The sequence below is a fragment of the Arthrobacter sp. SAFR-179 genome (assembly GCF_059414945.1).
On sequence record NZ_JBPFDM010000011.1, the window covers coordinates 37,361 to 56,426 of the forward strand.

Consider the following 19,066-nt stretch of genomic DNA (forward strand, 5'->3'; position numbering starts at 1 on the left):
GCTGGTGATCCATTACTCGGGCATCATGAACTGGGCGCGAAAGTGCCCACCGCCTATGCAGCCAGGGGGAGCGCTGGGCGTATGCCCACCCACCCCTCGAAAGACACAGGCCCCACTCATGAACTTCCCGCTGACCCTCACCGTGTCCGACCGCCAGAGCATGGACCGCGAGCTCGACGCCGCCGTCGCTGCCGCCAAAGCCCACGCACTGGACGGCAAAAGCCACGGCATTCTCGTTACCCGGCACGGCGTGGACAAGTTCACCGTAGCCCTCAGCGACGCGGTTCCCTTTGGCCTCACCCGGGAACAGCAGGCCTGGTAGGGCCCTCTCCGGCTTAGTTGCCGGAACTGTCCCCGTCTCCGGAAACCCGGTTGCTGTGCTGCTGCAGCCGGTCAATGTGCTTTGACGCCTCCGCCTTGCTCAGATCCGCGGGTAGTTCTTCCCCGGCCTCGCGTGCCAGCGTATCGAGGTAGCTGCGCTGCGCCGCTGTCATGGGTTCATCCCCGGTAACCCAGTCTTCCGGGTCCCTGTTGAGGCCTGCATTGGGCTCGGGTTCCGGGCTGCCAATCGTTTCCTGGTTGCTGTCGCTCATGGTTACGAGTCTAGGACGGGGCGCTGACATTCCGCGGGAGCTGACCTTCTTCAGAAGTGCACATCTTCATGGCAGCGGCTTTTGGGCAGGCACCCGCGCGAAAACTGCTGGCGCGGATGCCTGCCCGGCACTCTTACTGCCCCCGCTACTGCAGCGACTTCTCCGCGGGCGGCAGTTCCTCCTTGCTGCTGCTCCGGGGCCACAGCGGCTCCAGGGCGTCGAGTTCTTCCGGCGTTGCATTCCGGAACGGCGGTTCTGCCGGGACGGGCGGTTGCTGCGGGCCCGTGCGCCGGGTGGCGATGAGGCTTGCGCCAATGGAAATGCCCAGGATGGCAGTAATGACGGCGAGGGAGACCGGCGTGGGGATGTAGTAGACGTCGATCTTGAGCGCCATCTTGATGCCCACCCAAATCAGCACCAGCGCCAGGCCCGCCTTCAGGTACACGAAGCGGTGGATGAGGTCCGCCAGCAGGAAGTACATGGCCCGCAGGCCCAGGATGGCGAACGCGTTGGCGGTGAACACCAGGAAGACCTCGTCAGTGACGGCGAAGATGGCCGGGATGGAGTCGACGGCGAAAATGATGTCCGTGACTTCAACCAGCACCAGGACCGCCAGCAGGGGAGTGGCAAGCAAAACGCCGCCCTTCCGGATCAGGAAGCGCTGGCCATGGAAGGCGTCCGTCATGGGCACGTGCCGGCGGAACAGCTTCAACGCCCGCGACTTCCCGGGGTCGATGTGCTCATCACGCTGCCTGAGCATCCGGTAGCCGGTGAAGAGCAGGAACGCCGCGAACAGGTAGAGGACCCAGCCCGCGCCGGCAATGATGGCCGAGCCCGCAGCGATGAACAGGCCGCGGAACACCAGTGCACCCAGGACGCCGAAGAAGAGCACGCGGTGCTGGTACTCCCGGGGGACGGCGAAGAACGTGAAGATGATCGCCCAGACAAAGACGTTGTCCACGGCAAGTGACTTCTCGATGAGGTATCCGGCGAAGTACTGCTGGCCGAATTCCGCGCCGTACAGGAACCAGACCAGTCCGCCGAAGGCTACGCCGAACAGCACCCAGACCGCAGACCAGGCCGCGGCCTCACGGACGCTGATGATGTGGGCGCGGCGGTGGGCCACGAGGTCGATGGCAAGCATCAGGAGGATGAATCCGATGACGGCGAACCACATCCAAAGGGGCACGTTCATTGGGGTACCTGCTTCCAGTCAGTAACTACCAACTGGAGGTCTCTCCCGGCCATCGCGTGGCCCGTCCACCGGAAGGCGCAGGGGCCTCCGTACTGACGATGGACTGAAGTGGGGGATACTCCCCTCCGTATGAATAATTTACAGAATCTTTGGAACGTTGGGTAGGTAAGGAAGAAAAAAACCTGGACCGGAAGGCTGATTCGATGGACGCGAAGCTCAAAGTGGCTGTGTTGGGGACGGGAATCATGGGAGCGGCCATGGCCCGGAACATCCTGCGGGCCGGCCATGAAGTTTCAGTGTGGAACCGGGACCCGGCCAAGACGGAACCGCTGGTTGGCGAAGGTGCCCGCCGTGCCGCCACCCCTGCCGAAGCTGTTGAGGCGGCAGACGTTGTCCTGACCATGCTCTATGACGCCGCGTCCGTGGAACAGGTGATTCGAAGTGCAGCGCCGGCTGTGCGGCCCGGCACGGCCTGGATCCAGGCCACCACGGTCGGGGTGCGGGAGGTCCCCTCGTTGGCCGCCCTGGCTGCGCAGCTTGGCCTGGACCTGGTGGAGGCGCCTGTTTCCGGAACGCGGGCCCCTGCCGAGGCCGGCCAGCTCCTGGTCCTTGCCGCCGGTCCCGAGCCAGTGCGGCAACGCGTGGCCCCGGTCCTCGATGCTGTGGGCGCCCGGACCATCTGGACGGGCGATGTTCCCTCCGCCGGTTCGGCCGCCCGACTCAAGCTGGTGGTCAACAGCTGGGTCATCGCAGCCTCCAACGCCGCAGGTGAAGTGGTTGCCCTTGCCCAGGCGCTGGGCGTTGATCCCCAGCAGTTCCTTGGCGTGCTCGACGGCGGTCCGCTGGACCTGCCTTACCTGCGTACCAAGATGGACCTGATCCTCAATGACGCGCTGGAGCCCGCCTCGTTTGCCGTGGACACCGCGCGGAAGGATGCCCACCTCATCGTCGACGCCGCTGTAGAGCAGGGCCTGAAGCTTGACGGCGCTGCTGCGTATGCCGCCCGGCTTGACCGGGTGGCGGGCCAGGGGCGCACCAAAGAGGACATGGCAGCCGCCTATTTCGCCAGCTACTAGAGGGCCCGCACAAGGCTGGCCACACTCCGGGATAGCGCTTGCCATTGACGTAATCCGCGTCACCTTCTATATTTGATGAATCGATTCAAGAGCTGCCGCCCCGGCCTGATAAAGCCATTACGAACAGGTCGTTTTCGGGCGCAGACACCACCAATGAACAGCGCGAACAGCGGTTCCGGTTCCTTGCCAATGAAGACGAAGGACATAAGTACATGAGCACCACCCCAACCCTCGTTCCCCTCAGCAGCCAGGGAGCTGGAACGGGTCCGCGGGACCCGAAAAAAGCGGCGATGAGCGGCTGGATCGGAAGCGCCCTGGAGTACTACGACTTCGCGCTGTACTCCCTGGCGGCCACGCTGATTTTCCCCACCATCTTCTTTCCGTCCGAGAACCCCACCGTCGGAATCATTGCCTCCCTGGCAACATACGCCGTCGGGTATGTCTCCCGTCCGGTAGGTGCCGTGGTCCTTGGAGCGTACGGCGACCGACATGGACGCAAGAAGGTTCTCGTCTTCGCGATGCTGCTCATGGGCTTTGCCACCTTCGCGGTGGGACTCCTGCCCACCTACGGGCAGGTGGGCCTCCTGGCGCCCGCCCTCCTGGTGCTCCTCCGCCTGATCCAGGGCTTTGCCGTGGCCGGCGAGCTCGGCGGTGCCAGCGCCATGATCGTGGAGCACTCGCCCGACGCCAAGCGCGGATTCTTTGCCAGCTTCAGCCTCCAGGGCACCCAGGTGGGCTCGATCCTCGCCACCGCCGTCCTGCTCCCGCTCGCCGCCATCCTCCCGGCTGACCAGTTCGGCACCTGGGGCTGGCGCATCCCGTTCCTGCTCTCCGCCGTCGTGATCCTGGCCGGCTACTTCATCCGCCGCCGGGTGCAGGAACCGCCCGCCTACGCAGCGCAGTCAGGCAAGCGGGACAGCAAGCGATTCCCGCTCGTTGAACTCCTGCGCACCCGGCCAGGCGCCCTGGTCCGCTGCATCGTCATGACCTTCACCAATGTCATCGGCATGGCCACCCTCATTTTCGGCGTCTCCTACGCCACCCAGAAGGGCTACGGCAACGGCTTCTCCAGCAGCGAGTTCCTGTGGGTGACCCTCGTGGCCAACATCGCCGCCGTCGCCACCATCCCGCTGTTCGGCGCACTGTCGGACAGGATTGGCCGGCGGATGCTCATGGCGGCCGGCGGTGTCACCGGCGGTCTGCTGGTGACCGGGTACCTGTGGGCCATCGAACAAGGGAGCCTGCCGCTGGTCTTCGTGTGCGTCGTCATTGTGCAGGGCATCTTCTTCCAGATGTGGAATGCCACCTTCGCCACGTTCTTCCAGGAGCAGTTCCCCATGCGGATCCGCGTGACCGGTTTCGCCGTCTCGCAGAACATCGGACTCATGATTGCGTCGTTCTTCCCCAGCATCTTCACCGCCATAGCGCCTCCGGGCTCCAGCAACGTCCCGGTAACCATCGGACTGACCACTCTGGGCATCTGCCTGGTGTCCGCCGTAGCCACCCTGATGTCCCCGGACACCAAGGGCAAGTCACTTGAGGACCTCGAGGTGCGGAAAACGGCGAAGGCCGGGGCATAGCCCAGCCGACGCGCACAACTGCAGGTTCAGGAGGGGGCAGCCCATGCTGCCCCCTCCTTCGTTACGTTCGCCTCCTCGCGATTGTATAGATGTATACAAGTATGATGGCGGGTGGAGGTCCATGATGCCCGAAATACCCGCCCGGAACACCGGTGCCCACTATGTCTACGCCGAACTGAAGCGGCGGATCCTGAGCTTGGAGCTGAAGCCGGGGGAACGCCTCTACGAGCCGGCCATGGCGTCGGCCCTGCAGGTGAGCCGCACACCGCTCCGGGAGGCCATCAGGCGGCTCATCTCGGAGAGCCTGCTGGAACAGCAGCCCACCGGCGGAGTGCTGGTGCCGGCGCTGGACGAGGCCGCCATTTCCGAACTGTACGAGGTCCGCGCGGCCATGGAATCCCTCATGGCCCGAAATGCCTGCATGAAGGCGACGCCGGCCGACATCGAAGACCTCCAAGGCAATCTGGAACGCAACGCGGCCATGGTGAAGTTCGCCGATGACGCCATGCAGCAGGGCATGGCACTGCACGCAAGGATCGCCATGATCGCGGGGAACTCCTGGGCCCGCCGCTTCCACGGCCAGATCTCCAGCCAGATGGAACGCTACCGGCACTTCACCAACAGCACCCAGGAGCGCCGGGACCAGGCCCTGGCCCAGCACCGGATCCTGGTGGCGGCCCTGGCCGGGGGCGACCCGGACAAGGCAGCAAAAATCGCGTTCGACCACGTCATGGGCGCCCGCGACGCCGCGGTCAGGGCGATGTCCGGCAACAGTGCCGCCGGCTCATGATCGGTGAGCTGGGGCGGCGCTCGTCCATGGCCCTGCTGGTCCACTCAGCGCTGATCCAGGCCGTCACCTTCCTGGTCCGGCCGGCAGCCACCTACCGCGCGCTGGAGCTGGACGTTCCGGACTTCGCCCTCGGCCTGCTGGCGGCCAGCTACGCGGTCTTTCCCCTGCTGCTCGCCGTCCCCACGGGCAGCCTGATGGACCGCCTGGGTGAGCGGCGGCTGATGGCCATCGGGTCCGCCGTCGTCCTCTCCTGCTCTGCCTTCCTGCTGCTGTGGGGTTCGTCGATCGTGGCCCTGGTGGCCGGGACCGCGCTGCTGGGTGCCGGGCAGCTGGCCTGCGTGGTGGGGCAGCAGGCGGTGGTGGCCAACAATGCCGCCTCGTCCCGGATGGACTCCGCGTTCGGATACCTGACGTTCGCCGCATCCCTGGGCCAGGCCCTCGGGCCGCTGGCAATTTCGCTGGTGGGCGGCGCCTCGGTCCGGCCCGACACCCAGGCGATCTTCCTGCTCTCGGTGCTCATGAGCCTGGTGCTCTTCGTGACAACCTTCGTCCTCCCGGCGCACGTCAGCGTCCGGAGGAAAAAGGGCGCGGCCGCCACCAAGGGCGGCGCCGTTTCGCTGCTGAAGGCTCCCGGCGTGGCCCGCGCGCTGGCCACCAGCGCCACCGTCCTCGCCGTGGTGGACCTGACCATGGTGTACCTGCCCGCGCTGGGCGCCGACCGGGGACTCACTGCGGCGACGGTGGGTGCCATGCTGACCGTGCGGGCCGTGTTCTCCATGGTTTCCCGGCTCCTGCTGGGGCGGGTGTCCCGGAGGATCGGCCGGATGAGGCTGCTGGTGGTGAGCCTGGCCCTGTCCACTTTTGCGTTGGCCGTCGTGGCCATCCCGATGCCCCTGTGGCTGCTGTTTGCCGTCATGGCGGTGCTCGGGCTGGGGCTCGGCATCGGCCAGCCCCTGACCATGTCTTGGCTCTCGGCGCAGGCGCCGGCGGGGCAGCGTGGCAGGGCGCTGGCTTTGAGGCTCGCCGGGAACCGGGTGGGGCAGGTGGTCCTGCCGAGTGCCGTCGGCAGCGTGGCGGCCGGGCTGGGCTCGGGTGGGGTCTTCCTGGCCTCTGCAGTTGTGGTGGGCGGGACGCTCCTGCTGCTCCGGGGCGTGCAGCTGGACTGATCGCGGCACGCGCGCGTCACGCCGGGCATGCTTTCGGGGAACGGACGACGGCGGGACCCCGGGTTTCCGGGGTTTCCGCGCCAAAGGTGGGCCGAAAGCGTGCCGTGCGTGACGCCGTCGGACGCCTTGCCAAGGCAGGCGCTGCTACGGAAGCCGCGACGGCCGCAGCAGGCTCGCCTCGCCGGCCCGGGCCGGATCCAGTGGCACCGGGCTGACCAGCACGGCCGGGCCACGGTGCAGGAGTCCACTGGAGAGGGCACGGCAGCGGATGCCGCCCCGCCCCCGCATGGCCGGGTGTGCTCCGGGGGCCAGCATCTCATTCATCCACGCACAGGGCTGGGCGTGCCGGCCGCCGTGAAGGGAAACCGAGGAGGCGCCGGATTCCAGCACGAAGTCCTGCCCCAGCAGCGGTGCCAGGTGGGCGCCGCGGAGCACCACGTTCCGCCGGGTCAGCAGGGGGTCGAACGGCCCGGCGTCCAGTTCCGCGGCGATGGCTTCCAGGGACTCGACGGCGAACAGGGTCACCGCAGCGTCCATGTGGGCGGCCTTGCCGAAGAACCGGTCGCCCGCGATGCCCTTGCCGGCCACCACCGCGTCAGTGGTGGGAACGTCGGCTGCGCCCTCCCGGGCGCGGCCGAAATAGGCGTGCGCGGGGGACACCAGCAGGTGCAGGATCTCGACGTCGTAGCGGAAGTTTTCGGCCATATGGCCAGCGTACGCGCGGATTCAGGCCCCTACGTACGCCGCCAGGTGCTGCCCGGTGAGCGTCGCCCGCCCGGCCACCAGCTCAGCCGGCGTGCCCTCGAAAACGATCCTGCCGCCGTCGTGCCCTGCTCCGGGACCAATGTCGATGATCCAGTCCGCGTGCGCCATCACCGCCTGGTGGTGCTCGATCACGATCACCGACTTGCCGGAATCCACCAGCCGGTCCAGCAGGCCCAGGAGCTGTTGGACGTCGGCCAGGTGCAGGCCCACGGTTGGCTCGTCCAGGATGTACACGTCGCCGGTCTCCGCCATCTGCGTGGCCAGCTTCAGCCGCTGGCGCTCGCCGCCGGACAGGGTGGTCAGCGGCTGGCCAAGGGTGATGTAGCCCAGGCCGACGTCGGCAAGGCGTTCCAGGACCTTGTGGGCGGCCGGGGTCCTGGCCTCACCCTCGGCAAAATACGCCAGCGCAGCGTCCACGGACATGGCCAGCACGTCGGCAATGTTCTGCCCGCCCAGCGTGTACTCCAGGACGGCGGGCTGGAAGCGGCGGCCCTCGCAGTCCTCGCAGGTGGATTCGACCGTAGCCATCACGCCGAGTTCGGTGAAGATCACGCCCGCGCCGTTGCAGGTGGGGCAGGCGCCCTCGGAGTTGGAGCTGAAGAGGGCCGGCTTCACGCCGTTGGCCTTGGCGAAGGCCTTGCGGATGGGCTCCAGCAGGCCGGTGTAGGTGGCCGGGTTGCTGCGCCGGGACCCCTTGATGGCGCCCTGGTCGATCACCACCACGCCCTCGCGCCTGGCCAGCGAGCCGTGGATCAGCGAGCTCTTGCCGGATCCGGCCACGCCCGTCACCACGCACAGCATGCCCAGCGGGACATCCACGTCCACGTTGCGGAGGTTGTTCGTGGAGGCGCCGCGGACCTCCAGTGCGCCCGTCCGCTGCCGGAATGAATCCTTCAGCCGGGCGCGGTCGTCCAGGTGGCGTCCGGTGATGGTGCCGCTGGAACGCAGCCCGTCCACGTCGCCCTCGTAGACAATCTCGCCGCCGCCGGTGCCGGCCTTGGGGCCGAGGTCGACGACGTGATCGGCGATGGCGATCATCTCCGGCTTGTGCTCCACCACCAGGACGGTGTTGCCTTTGTCCCGCAGCTGCAGGAGGAGGGTGTTCATCCGCTCGATGTCGTGCGGGTGGAGTCCGATGCTGGGCTCATCGAAGACGTAGGTGACATCGGTCAGGGAGGAGCCCAGGTGGCGGATCATCTTGGTCCGCTGGGCCTCGCCGCCGGAGAGGGTGCCGGCCGGGCGGTCCAGCGAAAGGTAGCCCAGGCCGATCTCGGTGAAGGAATCGAGGAGGTCCTTGAGGCCCATGAGCAGCGGGCGGACGGAGGGTTCGTCCAGGCCGCGGATCCATTGCGCCAGGTCGCTGATCTGCATGGTGCAGAGGTCGGCGATGTTCTTGCCGTTGATACGTGCGTTGAGCACCTCCGGAGTGAGCCTGGTTCCGCCGCAGTCCGGGCAGGTGGCGAAGGTGACGGCGCGTTCCACGAACCGCTTCACGTGCGGCTGCATGGCTTCCACGTCCTTGGAGAGCATTGACTTCTGGATTTTGGGGATGATGCCCTCGAACGTGAGGTTGACGCCCTCCACCTTGATCTTGGTGGGCTCGGCGTACAGCATCGTGTCCAGTTGCTTCTTGGTGAACGTGGCGATGGGCTTGTCCATGGGCAGGCCCATGCCTTCGAACAGGCGCCCGTACCAGCCGTCCATTGAGTAGCCGGGGACGGTGAGCGCTCCCTCGTTCAGGGACTTTGACTCGTCGTAGAGGGCGGTCCGGTCAATGTCGCTGATGTTGCCCATGCCCTCGCAGCGGGGGCACATGCCGCCGAGGTAGGTGACCTGGCGGACCACGTTCTTTTCCACCCGGCCGCCCTTTTCGGTGCTCATGATGCCGCTGGCCTTGCGGGTGGGCACGTTGAAGGAGAAGGCGGTAGGCGGACCCACGTAGGGCTTGCCCAGGCGGCTGAAGAGGATCCGCAGCATGGCGTTGGCGTCGGTGGCGGTGCCCACGGTGGAGCGCGGGTTGGCGCCCATCCGCTCCTGGTCAACGATGATCGCGGTGGTCAGCCCCTCCAGCCGGTCCACGTCGGGCCGGGCCAGGTTGGGCATGAAGCCCTGCACGAACGCACTGTAGGTCTCGTTGATCATCCGCTGCGACTCGGCGGCGATGGTGGCAAACACCAGGGAGCTCTTGCCCGAACCGGACACGCCCGTGAACGCGGTGAGGCGGCGCTTGGGCAGTTCAAGGCTAATGTCCTTGAGGTTGTTCTCCCGCGCGCCCTGGACGCGGATGAGGTCGTGGGTGTCGGCGATATGGGTTCCGGGCTGACCGGCTTCCACGCCCGCGTCCGTGGTGATGTCCGTGCTCAAGGTGTCCCCCTCTTTCCGGAACGTCGCCCAGGGGAGGCTGCGCTGGCAGCCTCCCGTCGGCGTCGTCCGTTATATACGTGGCTGGTTATATGCCTACGGCTGCTGGTTGATCCGGACGGTGTTTCCGGCGGGATCGCGGAAGGCGCAGTCGCGGATTCCGTACGGCTGGTCGATGGGTTCCTGGACGACATCGGCCCCGGTGGCCTCCACCTTGGCGAACGCGGCGTCCACGTCAGGTGAGGAGAGCACGATGGTGGCGTAGGTGCCCTTGGCCATCATCTCGGTGATGGTGCGGCGTTCGTCATCAGTAATTCCGGGGTCCACGGCCGGCGGGTGCAGAACAATGGAAACGTCCTTTTGGCCTGCGGGGCCAACGGTGATCCACCGCATGGTGCCACGGCCCACGTCGTTGCGGATTTCGAAGCCCAGGGCGTCGCGGTAGAACGCCAGCGAGGCGTCGGGATCGGTAGCGGGAAGGAAGGTTGAGGAAATGTTGATGTCCATGGCAGTCATGCTAGTAACGGCTCGGCAAGGGGCGCTTCTCGATTCCTGACCGGTCTGGTGACCTGCTTGGCCACGCAGGCGGGGATGCCCGCCGTCGCGCTTTGTGCTTCCTGTTTGTAGACGCTGGGCGGCATGCCCACCAGCTCGCTGAAGCGGGTGCTGAAGGTCCCCAGCGAGGAACAGCCGACTGCGAAGCATACGTCCGTGACGCTGAGGTCGCCGATGCGCAGGAGCGCCATGGCCCGTTCGATGCGGCGGGTCATGAGGTAGCTGTAGGGGGATTCGCCGTAGGCGAGCTTGAAGCGCCGGCTGAAATGGCCGGCGGACATGTGGACATCCCTGGCGAGGGATTCGACGTCGAGCGGCTGCGCGTACTCCCGGTCCATCCGGTCCTTGACGCGCCTCAGCTGGGTGAGTTCGCGGAGGTAGGGATCGGAAGCGGGGCTGGTGGTCACAGCTCTGATCGTGCTACGCGGCAGGGGTCTTGTCCACCCTTCGGGCAGCAGGGAATGGGGCGTCAAATAGGCGCTTCAGTACGGGGTATGATTATGCCGCCGCCAGCGAATGAGGTCCTCGCCCGAACAGGGCTCGAGGCAACGCAGAGCTGGATGCTGCTGGTCCTTCCAGGACGGCATCCGGCGCAAACCAAACCTTGAATTACCATCTTCAGCCCTGCCCGGATACTGCGCAGGCACGACTTTGGAAGGACACATGGAACTGCTGTGGGAAATTGCCGGCTGGGCAGGCGCGGCGGCGATATTGAGCGCGTACCTCGCCGTTTCCATGGGCTGGCTGAAGGCCGGCAAGGGTTTCCAGATGGCGAACCTGTTCGGCTCCGTGGCGTTCATCATCAATGGCACCCTGCATGGGGCGTGGCCGTCCGTGGTCACCAACGTGGCGTGGTTCCTGATCTCCGCGGTTGCGCTGGTCCGCATGCGTTCCGAAAACCCCGTTGCTCCCGCTGAGCCGGCGCAGGTGCAGTACCCCGGGGTCCCCGACACCACCGGCCAGATGGCCGTTGTGGAGGCGCTGACCGGTTCCCTACCGGTTGTGGGTTCCAGGCCTGTTGTGGGTTCCGGGCCTGTTGTGGCGGACGGGCCGCGCCTGGCGCTGTAGGGTTCGACGGCGGTCCATGCCTGGGTGCGGACGCTACAGCAGGGGGTGGTCCTGGTCCTTCGGGTCACCGCCCTGCCCGGTTGCCCGTTCCACGATTTCATGGGCAATGGCATACACCTTGCGGTTCGTATCCTGGCTCAGCTGGCTCATGAGTCCGTAGGCCTGGTCCGCGGTGACGCCGGTGCGTCCCATCAGGATGCCCTTGGCCTGTTCGATCACTGCCCGGTTGACCGCTGATGCGGCGACTGCCTCGGTGGCGAGTTGGTGGCGGTCCGTATGGATTGACTGCGTCAGGTCCACCACCACACCCCAGACGCCAACGGGAGTGTCCCCTTCCATGATGTAGTCCGCAGAGTACAGCAGCTTGTGCTGGCGGTCCTTGCGGTCGCGAATGGACACGTAGATGGACGATGGCCCGCCAGCCGACGATACGCGCTCCCAATAGGCCTGGACCCGGGGGCGGTCTTCCGGCTCGATGTGGGCCATGGCCATGTCCATGGAGGGGACAACCTCGCCGCGCTCATACCCGTACATCCGGTACAGGCTGTCAGACCAGCGGAAGATGCCGTCTGAGAAGTAGTACTCGACCAGTCCGGTGGGACAGTCGAGAAAATCCTCATGCGGGATATTGGCTGACAGGAGTCCTGGAAGATCGCTGCTGGGAATCATTTAAGGGCCATTCGACGTGCTGTGTCCTGGCCACCCCCTGGGCCGGATTCAAAGGAACAGAATATCGCAGGGTCCGTACTTTATGGGGGCCGTGGTGAGCCCTTCGGCTGGAGTGGTGCCCGGCGCAAGGGATCCCGCACCCTTGGGTGCGGGATCCGTGGCGTTGCGGGGTGGTGGGGTTGTCTAGCTGGCGTCCTCTACGACCACCAGGTCGCGGCCATTCGTTTCCGGAGTGAAGAACGTGGTGATGAACGAGATTGCTGCCAGGACCAGGGAGTAGATTGCCGGGACCAGCCAGGAGTGGTTGGTTGCGGCCAGGAGGGCAACACCGATCATGGGCGCGAAGCCGCCGGCGAGGACGGCGGACAGTTCGCGGCTGAGGGCCACACCGGTGAAGCGGTGCTGGGAGCCGAAGAGCTCCGGCAGCAGGGCGCACTGCGGACCAAGCATGGCCTGCACGCCCAGCGCGATGCCCATCACCATGACAATCCACACCAGGGTGACGTTGCCCAGCGTGACCAGGTAGAAGGCCGGCAACGCGATAACGGCCTGGAAGAGTGCGCCGTAGCGGTAGACGGGAACCCTGCCGAAGCGGTCGGACAGGGCGCCGAAGGTAACAACCATGACCGCCGCGAAGCCTGCGGCAATCAGCAGGCCCGTGGGGCCGATGAACTTGTCGCCGGCGAACACACCTGCCGGCATGCTGATGAAGGACACCAGGAGTGCGGAGTAGATGGACGAGTTGCCGTTTTCCCCCATCCGCAGGCCAATGCCTATCAGGACGTTCTTCTTGGAGTGCTTCCAGATCTGGCCCACGGGGTTCTTGACCACGGCCTTGTGCTTCTCGAGTTCCTGGAACACCGGGGTCTCTTTGAGCCGGAGCCTGATGAAGACGGCAATCGCGATCAGGACGACGCTTGCCAGGAACGGTACGCGCCACAGCCAGGCCTGCAGGATTGCCTTGTCCGCCAGCGCCATCAGGGCAAAGGTTCCCGCACCCAGCAGGGTGCCCAGCTGGATGCCAACGAACGGCAGGGAGGCGAAGAAACCACGACGACGGCGCGGGGCCACCTCCGAGATGAGGGTCGTGGCGCCTGCCTGCTCGGCGCCGGCGCCCAGGCCCTGCAGGATGCGCAGGGTCACCAGGAGCACCGCCCCCAGCATTCCCGCCTGTTCAAAGGTGGGCAGGAGGCCGATGGCGCAGCTGGACAGGCCCATGAGGCCGATGGTCAGGATCAGCACCATCTTCCGGCCGAAGCGGTCGCCAATGTAGCCGAACACCACGCCGCCGAAGGGCCGGGCAGCAAAGCCGACGCCGTAGGTGGCGAAGGAGGCGATGACTGCTCCGCTCTCACCCAGCGGCGCGAAGAAGAGCGGGCCGAAGATCAGGGCCGAGGCAAGGCCGTAAATGTAAAAGTCGTAGTACTCCAGGGCGGAGCCCACGGAACTGGCAAGAGTTGCCCTTCGCAGCTGGTCCGGATCGACGACGGCGCCGTCCGCGGTGGCCTGCGGTGATTTAGTACGAGTTGTCACGAAAACTCCCTCTAACGCACTCCAGGCCCCCGTTGGCCTGGTGGGATAGCGACAACACACATCGTGTCGGTCACTATGCTGAACACAATACAGCATCTTGAACAACCGGCAACAGTCTTTTTGGTGTCTTACGTGCGGGAAGACCCAGGCCCTCCAGATAACTAGCCCATCGGGTTGCCCAGCGAGTGGGCGAGCTCCTGCAGTTCCTTGACTATCTGGGAACCCCGTTCCGGTGTGTAGGTGGCCTTGAGTGCCGTTACGGACAGGCCCAGGCTGGGACCGTGGGCGCCCCGGGTGGGGACGGCAACGGCCAGGCAGACCACGCCGGTGGTGGATTCTTCATCCTCGAAGGCAAAGCCCTGCTCGCGGATTTCCCGCAACTGGGCCTTTAGCTCCGCGCCCGTCCGCAGGGACTTGGGTGTGAGGACGGGCAGCTCTGCGTCATCGGGGAACATCTCCTCAATGTCGTGCACGTTCAGCCGGGCAATCAGCGCCTTCCCCACTGCACAGAGGGACACGGGCATCTTGTCCCCGATGTTGGAGGTGAGCCGGACCGCGGGGTGGCCCTCGTACCGGGCAAGGTAAATGACGTTGGTTCCGTCCAGCATGGCGATCCGGACCGTCTCGCGGGAAAGGACGGAGGCTTGTTCGCAGTAACGGTAAAACTCCTGGACTTCGTCCATGCGGCCCAGGTAGGCGGCGCCGAGTTCCACCAGTTTGCGGCCAAGGGTGAACTCCGCGCCCTGCCTGCTGACCAGGCGCGCCTCCTCCAGGGCCAGCAGGAGGTTGGAGGTGGACGACTTGGGAATTCCCACTTCGCGCGACAGGTCGCTCAGTGTCAGTCGGCCGGTCGCCGAGGCGGCCAGGGCATCCAGGACGGCCGCGGCGCGCGTGACGGCGGGCGCCGGAGAAGCGGTTCCCGACTTATCGGATGAAACGGGAATGGGGGAATCGGCCATGATTCTCCTTAGGTTGCCGGGCGGGCTTCGCTGGTGTTCAGTCAACTGAACGTTATCCATCTTAAGGTGTCACGACGCCCCTGCTGCTGGCCCGGCTCAGGCCACGGCGCTGCTCAGGGTTCCGATTCCCTCCACCACAACGTCCACCCAGTCACCTGGCACGACGGGTACCGCGGTGCCGGGTGCACCGGTCATCACCACGTCCCCCGGCTCAAGGGTGAGCCAGGACGTGACGTAGACGAGGCATTCGGCCACGCTGGAGGGGAGGTTGAAGGTGCCGGAGTTGGCCCTGGCTGTTCCGTTCACGTACACGTCGATGCCCGTACGCTCGGGATCCGGGAGTTCGGTTTCGATCCACGGTCCCAGCGGCGTGTAGTTGACGCCGGCCTTACCTTGGAAGTTCCTCTCGTCCACCGCGTTTTGGTCAACGTTGGTGACGTCATTGACGCAGGTGTAGCCCAGGACGTGGTCCAGGGCGTTCGCTGCGGTCAGGTGTGTTGCGGTCTTGCCGATTACGACGGCGAGTTCCCCTTCGGCGTTGACGATGCCGCGGTTGCGGGCGGCCGTTACCGGGTCCCCGGGGTTGGCGATGGTGTGAACGGACTTGTGCCAGGCCTGGATGGGCAGCTGATGGTCATTCAGGGTCCGGTTGTGGCCGATGCCGAGGACCACCCTGGGTATTGCCGGAGCGAGGAAGATGGCCTCACTGTGTGCCGTGGTGCCGCCCGTGTAGCGGAGCGCTTCCTCAAAGGGGTCCATGATGTGGTCCCACGTGCTGTCGCGTTCCACTGCGTACTGGGGACCTGCTGCGGTTTTGATTCTGGCGATGCGCATCTTTTCTCCCTGCCGCGGCCTAGTAGAAGTGCACGGTGTCCACGAGGTGGGGGAGATCCCCGCCGTCGAGGAAAGTGCGCAGGTTGCTGCAGAAGCGCTCGGTGATGAGGCGGTTCTCGGCTGCGCTGAGAGCTGAGGTATGGGGCGAAACCATGACCCGCGGATGGTTCCACAGCGGGCTGTCCTGCGGCAGCGGCTCCACAGCGAAGACGTCCAGGCATGCGTAGCCCACCTGGCCGTTGTCCAGCGCCTCCAGCAGGGCGTCCTCGTCCACCACGGTGCCGCGGCCAACATTGACGAATGTTGTGCCGGGCTTCATGGCGGCGAACAGTTCGCGGTTGAACAGCTTCTCCGTGTACTCCGTGCCCGGCAGGGTGTTGACGACGGCGTCTGCCGTGGCCAGGAGGGCGGGAAGGCCGGCGTTGTCCACAACCTGGTCAATTCCCTCGATGGGTTCCACGGAACGCTTGGTGCCGCTGACCTTCATGCCCAGGGCGCGGGCAATCCTGGCTGTTTCCAGGCCGATTTCCCCCAGCCCGCTGATTGCCAGGTTCGACCCGTTGACCAGTCGGGTGGGGACACGGAGGGTGGGCCAGACCTTTGCCGCCTGGTCCTGGGCAAGTTCGGCGCTCCGTTTGAAGCCGTTGAGGATCCCCAGCGCGGCGAATTCGGCCAAGGGCAGGGCGTGCACTCCGGCGGAGGTGGTGATCTTGAATTTCTGCAGGACGTCCTGGCTGAGGCCGGACGCCTTGACCGCTCCGCCTGCTCCCGCCGCCATGGCATGGACCCATTGCAGTCCGGGGTTGTCCTTGGCGACGCGGGCGAGCCCGGCGGGGCTTTCGTTGGGAAATCCGTAGAGCACCTCCGCGCTGTTGAGCATTGCCCAGTAGCGTTCCTCCTGCTCCTCGGTGCGCCTAAATGCGGGATCACCCGCATGGTCTGCGGGATAACGTTCCGGCGGCAGGAGGTCGGGCTCGTAAAGGATGGTTACTGATGGATCAATGGCGCGGATTTGGTCCACAAGCTCTGCCTCGAGCGGGACGGCGATGGCCACGGTCTTACGGGAAGTCATCTGTTCATCATAGTGGATGACGTGCCATATGCTGAACGGGTTTTCAGGCAGGCCGACCGGTCGGTGCACTGTTGCGGTCCGCGAGGTGTTGGAGTTGGGCGTATTCCCCGGCCGTGAGGGGGAGGATTGAGCCATGGCTGGCGCCGGGGGGCATGATGGCCGATGCCGGGGTCCAGAGGCTGGATGTCAGCGAGTCGCTGGTGAAGGCGGTGTACCGGCGGTGGCCGAATTCGTCGACGAAAAGGAACCAGGATTCGGGTTCTGGCCCGGGAACGACGATTGGCCCTTCACCGTGTACGATCTCCTCCTTACCGATCCCGGTCGCAATCAATGAGTAGTGAGTGCTGTCGAGTTTTTGGGAGCGTTCGGCGGTTATAAATTTGGCGTCCGGTGACGAGGAATCGGCGGACAGTTCGTCTTTGCTGAAGCGGTAGAAATATCCGTCTGCTTCAACCACGGTTGAGTCGATGACTGACCATCCGCGATCAATCCAGATGCGCGCAGGGGTGAAAGTCCGGAAGTCGCTGGTATTGGCGCAGAGCGTCCGGTGGTACGGGCCGCGCGCCGGATCATTCGAGGGGGAATGGAGGGTCGAAGCCCAGTAGACCAGGTAGGTCCCCGTTGCCTTGTCGAAGGTTGCTTCCGGGGCCCAGGCGTTGCCGGCGGTGGGCGGGGCGACTTCTACGAGACGCGGGTCTGTCCATGACACGAGGTCATTGCTTTCCCAGATCACGATCGAGCGGCTTCCAGCTCTGACGGAGTCCTCCCAGGCGGTTGCCGGGTCCCTCCTGGCGATGCAGAGGTCGGTGGCCAAAAGGTAGTAGCGGGCGCGCTCGCCCGGCAGGCCGGCCGCACGCAGCACGAAGGGGTCCCTTACGCCCTGCTCACCCACGCTGGAGTAAAGGATCGGGCTGCCGCCATTGAGGACCATCCAGTTGAGGGGGCTGGGGCCGGTGCTCAGTGCGAAACGTACCTGTTCTCCGTCTGCTTCGGCGGCGGAGGTGAAGTAGGCGAAGAGGTAGCCCGCAGGTTCCCCAGTCATCCCTTGACGCTTCCGCTGATGAGTCCGCTGACGATGTGCCGCTGCATGAAGACGAAGAAGAGGACCATTGGGGTGAGAACGATGACTGTCAGGGTCATGAAGGAGGGCCAGTCGGTGGTGAATTGTCCCACCGCGGAGTAAACCTGCAGGACCAGGGTCTGTTTGTCTTCCGAGCTGATAAACACGTTCGGGGTGATGAAGTCATTCCAGACCCACATGGTTTGGAATACGCCAACGGTGACCAGGATGGGCCGGATGAGGGGCAGGACGATCATCCAGTAGATGCGGAAGGGCCCGGCACCGTCGATCCTGGCGGCCTCGAGGACCTCTGCCGGAATTGTCCGCATGTAGCCGAGGATCAGGTAGTAGCAGAAGATGGAACCGCAGGCGTAAATCACGATGAGCCCGTTGAGCGAGTCCACCAAATGAACACCGACGAGCATCCGGTAGAGGGGCACGAGGGTGGCCTGCCCCGGGATGATGAATGCGGCGACGAGTACTGCCCCGATGATTTGGGAGATTCGGCTGCGGCCGGTGATTTGGCCGAACGCGGCCAGTGATCCGATGGCCAGCATGAGAAAGATCGAGATGACCGTGACATAGACGGTGTTCATCAGGCTCTGGACGATCGGGGTGCCTTCGAAGACCTTGACGTAGTTGTCGAAAACCCAGTGTGTGGGGAGCGCAAGCGGGCTGTTGGTGGTCTCCTCCTGTGTTTTGAAGGTGTTGACCACAATGTAGTAGAAGGGGACGCTCATGACGGCGGCGAGCACGAGCATGAGGACGGACATCAGGGGGTGCCGGGTCTTGGTCATGAGTATTTCCTTTGGAGTGCGTTCGTGAGGGCCATCTGGCCCAGAACGACCAGGCCGACGACGAGAAGGAAGAGGACGGCGAGGGCTGAAGCGGCCCCGACGCGGGATTGCGCGATGCCGTCCTCGATCAGGGATTGGGTGAGGGTCCTGGTGGAGAAGCCGGGGCCGCCGCGCGTGAGCGTGAAGGGCAGATCGAAGACTTTCAGGCCGTTGGTCATCAGCAGCAGTTGGCTGACCGCCATGGCTGGCACGAGCAGGGGGAGGGTGATGTATCGGAAGCTCTGCCAGCTGCTCGCCCCGTCGATTTTTGAGACTTCGTAGTAGTCGGCTGGAATGGCTTGCAGATAGGCGAGGTACAGCACGGCGTGCCATCCTGTCTGCGCCCAGATTGTGACAGCCACTGTTGAGAGTTGGGCGAGGGTGCTGTTGGAGAGCCACGGGATGGGACCGAGGCCGGTGAGGGAGTGGATGATGCTGTTCAGCACGCCGGAGCCGAGGGGATTGAGGATAAAGCCCCATACCAGGCCCAGGATGGCGACGCTGGGTACAGCGGGAAAAAAGAAGGCTGAGCGGACGAGGTTGCGGCCGAGGAACTTCCTGTTCAGGGTCAGCGCCAGGGGGATGGCCGCCATGGTGACCAGGATGGTGGTGGAGACGGCGTAAAAGATGGTGTAGCCGAGCGCCGAGAGCATCGAGGGGTCTTTGAAGAGCTCTGCGTAGTTGTCGAGGCCGATGAATTTGGGGTTACTGACGTAGCCGTTGAAGTCGGTGAAGCTGTAGTAAAGCGACTGGCTCATGGGGATCACGTAAAGCACGATGAACACCACCGAGATGGGGGCCATGAAGACCCACGACGTAATGGAGAGCCGGTGCAGCCGCTTACGGGGGAGTGTCCTGCCGCTGGCGTGATGCGATCGCAGTGGCTGCACTTCGGGCGTTGTTGAGAGTGCCAAGGTAGGGATGCCTTTCTGTGGTTGGGGGCCGGCGGCTTTC

The 19,066-nt window shown here is 65.1% G+C and carries 20 protein-coding genes; 6 read left to right on the forward strand and 14 right to left on the reverse strand.

Translation table 11 applies throughout. From position 1 onward, the window contains the following. Positions 1 to 118 precede the first annotated feature (118 nt). Positions 119 to 322, forward strand: a complete 204-nt coding sequence (locus ACR65K_RS16090) for a hypothetical protein (protein WP_056338064.1) — start codon at positions 119 to 121, stop codon at positions 320 to 322. 13 nt (positions 323 to 335) lie between these two features. On the opposite strand, the gene ACR65K_RS16095 is transcribed toward ACR65K_RS16090, so the two are convergent. Beyond that, a complete protein-coding gene (locus ACR65K_RS16095) occupies positions 336 to 593 on the reverse strand; it encodes a DUF3072 domain-containing protein (RefSeq protein WP_440153999.1) in 258 nt (85 codons plus the stop codon). Positions 594 to 738: 145 nt separating this feature from the next. Continuing rightward, a complete protein-coding gene (locus tag ACR65K_RS16100; protein WP_440154001.1) occupies positions 739 to 1,788 on the reverse strand; it encodes a TerC family protein in 1,050 nt (349 codons plus the stop codon). Between the two features lie 203 nt (positions 1,789 to 1,991). On the opposite strand from ACR65K_RS16100, the gene ACR65K_RS16105 reads away from it, so the two are divergent. From ACR65K_RS16105 to ACR65K_RS16120, 4 genes are all read left to right on the forward strand, one after another. After that, a complete protein-coding gene (locus tag ACR65K_RS16105) occupies positions 1,992 to 2,864 on the forward strand; it encodes an NAD(P)-dependent oxidoreductase (protein WP_440154003.1) in 873 nt (290 codons plus the stop codon). Between the two features lie 212 nt (positions 2,865 to 3,076). Beyond that, positions 3,077 to 4,444: an MFS transporter gene (locus ACR65K_RS16110; RefSeq protein ID WP_440154005.1), complete on the forward strand. Its 1,368-nt coding sequence runs from the start codon at positions 3,077 to 3,079 to the stop codon at positions 4,442 to 4,444. Between the two features lie 124 nt (positions 4,445 to 4,568). Then, the gene (locus ACR65K_RS16115) at positions 4,569 to 5,234 is read left to right on the forward strand and encodes a GntR family transcriptional regulator (protein ID WP_440154006.1); all 666 of its coding nucleotides are present in this window, start codon (positions 4,569 to 4,571) and stop codon (positions 5,232 to 5,234) included. Then, complete coding sequence (locus tag ACR65K_RS16120; RefSeq protein ID WP_440154008.1) at positions 5,231 to 6,400, forward strand: MFS transporter; 1,170 nt, start codon at positions 5,231 to 5,233, stop codon at positions 6,398 to 6,400. Before ACR65K_RS16115 ends, ACR65K_RS16120 begins: the two co-directional genes overlap by 4 nt. A 144-nt stretch (positions 6,401 to 6,544) precedes the next feature. Here the strand turns inward: ACR65K_RS16120 and ACR65K_RS16125 are convergent, their stop codons facing one another. From ACR65K_RS16125 to ACR65K_RS16140, 4 genes are all read right to left on the reverse strand, one after another. Beyond that, entirely contained in the window at positions 6,545 to 7,105 is a 561-nt protein-coding gene (locus ACR65K_RS16125; RefSeq protein WP_440154009.1) for an MOSC domain-containing protein, read from the reverse strand. Between the two features lie 21 nt (positions 7,106 to 7,126). Beyond that, positions 7,127 to 9,529: an ATP-binding cassette domain-containing protein gene (locus tag ACR65K_RS16130; RefSeq protein WP_440154010.1), complete on the reverse strand. Its 2,403-nt coding sequence runs from the start codon at positions 9,527 to 9,529 to the stop codon at positions 7,127 to 7,129. A gap of 93 nt (positions 9,530 to 9,622) precedes the next feature. Next, the gene (locus ACR65K_RS16135) at positions 9,623 to 10,042 is read right to left on the reverse strand and encodes a VOC family protein (RefSeq protein ID WP_440154012.1); all 420 of its coding nucleotides are present in this window, start codon (positions 10,040 to 10,042) and stop codon (positions 9,623 to 9,625) included. Next, positions 10,039 to 10,488 (reverse strand): helix-turn-helix transcriptional regulator, encoded by a 450-nt coding sequence (locus ACR65K_RS16140; protein ID WP_440154014.1) that lies wholly within the window; start codon positions 10,486 to 10,488, stop codon positions 10,039 to 10,041. The genes ACR65K_RS16135 and ACR65K_RS16140 overlap by 4 nt, the downstream gene beginning before the upstream one ends. Positions 10,489 to 10,744: 256 nt before the next feature. On the opposite strand from ACR65K_RS16140, the gene ACR65K_RS16145 reads away from it, so the two are divergent. Beyond that, complete coding sequence (locus ACR65K_RS16145) at positions 10,745 to 11,149, forward strand: CBU_0592 family membrane protein (RefSeq protein ID WP_440154015.1); 405 nt, start codon at positions 10,745 to 10,747, stop codon at positions 11,147 to 11,149. A gap of 33 nt (positions 11,150 to 11,182) precedes the next feature. Here the strand turns inward: ACR65K_RS16145 and ACR65K_RS16150 are convergent, their stop codons facing one another. From ACR65K_RS16150 to ACR65K_RS16185, 8 genes are all read right to left on the reverse strand, one after another. Then, on the reverse strand, positions 11,183 to 11,818 hold the full coding sequence (locus ACR65K_RS16150) for an ANTAR domain-containing protein (RefSeq protein WP_440154016.1): 636 nt from the start codon (positions 11,816 to 11,818) through the stop codon (positions 11,183 to 11,185). Positions 11,819 to 12,001: 183 nt separating this feature from the next. Beyond that, positions 12,002 to 13,447, reverse strand: coding sequence for an MFS transporter (locus tag ACR65K_RS16155; protein WP_440154156.1), 1,446 nt, complete (start codon positions 13,445 to 13,447; stop codon positions 12,002 to 12,004). 65 nt (positions 13,448 to 13,512) lie between these two features. Further along, complete coding sequence (locus tag ACR65K_RS16160) at positions 13,513 to 14,310, reverse strand: IclR family transcriptional regulator (RefSeq protein ID WP_440154017.1); 798 nt, start codon at positions 14,308 to 14,310, stop codon at positions 13,513 to 13,515. 96 nt (positions 14,311 to 14,406) lie between these two features. Further along, positions 14,407 to 15,144: a fumarylacetoacetate hydrolase family protein gene (locus tag ACR65K_RS16165; protein ID WP_440154018.1), complete on the reverse strand. Its 738-nt coding sequence runs from the start codon at positions 15,142 to 15,144 to the stop codon at positions 14,407 to 14,409. 19 nt (positions 15,145 to 15,163) lie between these two features. Continuing rightward, positions 15,164 to 16,216 carry a D-2-hydroxyacid dehydrogenase gene (locus ACR65K_RS16170; protein ID WP_440154020.1) on the reverse strand — a complete coding sequence of 351 codons (1,053 nt, stop codon included), beginning with the start codon at positions 16,214 to 16,216 and terminating at the stop codon, positions 15,164 to 15,166. A 43-nt stretch (positions 16,217 to 16,259) separates the two neighbouring features. Then, a complete protein-coding gene (locus tag ACR65K_RS16175; RefSeq protein WP_440154021.1) occupies positions 16,260 to 17,258 on the reverse strand; it encodes a glycoside hydrolase family 43 protein in 999 nt (332 codons plus the stop codon). Beyond that, positions 17,255 to 18,073 carry a carbohydrate ABC transporter permease gene (locus ACR65K_RS16180; RefSeq protein WP_440154022.1) on the reverse strand — a complete coding sequence of 273 codons (819 nt, stop codon included), beginning with the start codon at positions 18,071 to 18,073 and terminating at the stop codon, positions 17,255 to 17,257. Before ACR65K_RS16180 ends, ACR65K_RS16175 begins: the two co-directional genes overlap by 4 nt. Further along, positions 18,070 to 19,026, reverse strand: a complete 957-nt coding sequence (locus ACR65K_RS16185) for a carbohydrate ABC transporter permease (protein ID WP_440154023.1) — start codon at positions 19,024 to 19,026, stop codon at positions 18,070 to 18,072. Before ACR65K_RS16185 ends, ACR65K_RS16180 begins: the two co-directional genes overlap by 4 nt. Positions 19,027 to 19,066: the final 40 nt, after the last annotated feature.

What these genes read in the sequence shown, in the direction of transcription:
- ACR65K_RS16160 (WP_440154017.1), bottom strand. Translation starts at nt 14,310, where the DNA reads ATGGCCGATTCCCCCATTCCCGTTTCATCCGATAAGTCGGGAACCGCT.
- ACR65K_RS16115 (WP_440154006.1), top strand. Translation starts at nt 4,569, where the DNA reads ATGCCCGAAATACCCGCCCGGAACACCGGTGCCCACTATGTCTACGCC.
- ACR65K_RS16100 (WP_440154001.1), bottom strand. Translation starts at nt 1,788, where the DNA reads ATGAACGTGCCCCTTTGGATGTGGTTCGCCGTCATCGGATTCATCCTC.
- ACR65K_RS16175 (WP_440154021.1), bottom strand. Translation starts at nt 17,258, where the DNA reads ATGACTGGGGAACCTGCGGGCTACCTCTTCGCCTACTTCACCTCCGCC.
- ACR65K_RS16180 (WP_440154022.1), bottom strand. Translation starts at nt 18,073, where the DNA reads ATGACCAAGACCCGGCACCCCCTGATGTCCGTCCTCATGCTCGTGCTC.
- ACR65K_RS16165 (WP_440154018.1), bottom strand. Translation starts at nt 15,144, where the DNA reads ATGCGCATCGCCAGAATCAAAACCGCAGCAGGTCCCCAGTACGCAGTG.
- ACR65K_RS16155 (WP_440154156.1), bottom strand. Translation starts at nt 13,447, where the DNA reads ATGCTGTATTGTGTTCAGCATAGTGACCGACACGATGTGTGTTGTCGC.
- ACR65K_RS16105 (WP_440154003.1), top strand. Translation starts at nt 1,992, where the DNA reads ATGGACGCGAAGCTCAAAGTGGCTGTGTTGGGGACGGGAATCATGGGA.
- ACR65K_RS16095 (WP_440153999.1), bottom strand. Translation starts at nt 593, where the DNA reads ATGAGCGACAGCAACCAGGAAACGATTGGCAGCCCGGAACCCGAGCCC.
- ACR65K_RS16150 (WP_440154016.1), bottom strand. Translation starts at nt 11,818, where the DNA reads ATGATTCCCAGCAGCGATCTTCCAGGACTCCTGTCAGCCAATATCCCG.
- ACR65K_RS16090 (WP_056338064.1), top strand. Translation starts at nt 119, where the DNA reads ATGAACTTCCCGCTGACCCTCACCGTGTCCGACCGCCAGAGCATGGAC.
- ACR65K_RS16125 (WP_440154009.1), bottom strand. Translation starts at nt 7,105, where the DNA reads ATGGCCGAAAACTTCCGCTACGACGTCGAGATCCTGCACCTGCTGGTG.
- ACR65K_RS16110 (WP_440154005.1), top strand. Translation starts at nt 3,077, where the DNA reads ATGAGCACCACCCCAACCCTCGTTCCCCTCAGCAGCCAGGGAGCTGGA.
- ACR65K_RS16135 (WP_440154012.1), bottom strand. Translation starts at nt 10,042, where the DNA reads ATGACTGCCATGGACATCAACATTTCCTCAACCTTCCTTCCCGCTACC.
- ACR65K_RS16145 (WP_440154015.1), top strand. Translation starts at nt 10,745, where the DNA reads ATGGAACTGCTGTGGGAAATTGCCGGCTGGGCAGGCGCGGCGGCGATA.
- ACR65K_RS16170 (WP_440154020.1), bottom strand. Translation starts at nt 16,216, where the DNA reads ATGACTTCCCGTAAGACCGTGGCCATCGCCGTCCCGCTCGAGGCAGAG.
- ACR65K_RS16120 (WP_440154008.1), top strand. Translation starts at nt 5,231, where the DNA reads ATGATCGGTGAGCTGGGGCGGCGCTCGTCCATGGCCCTGCTGGTCCAC.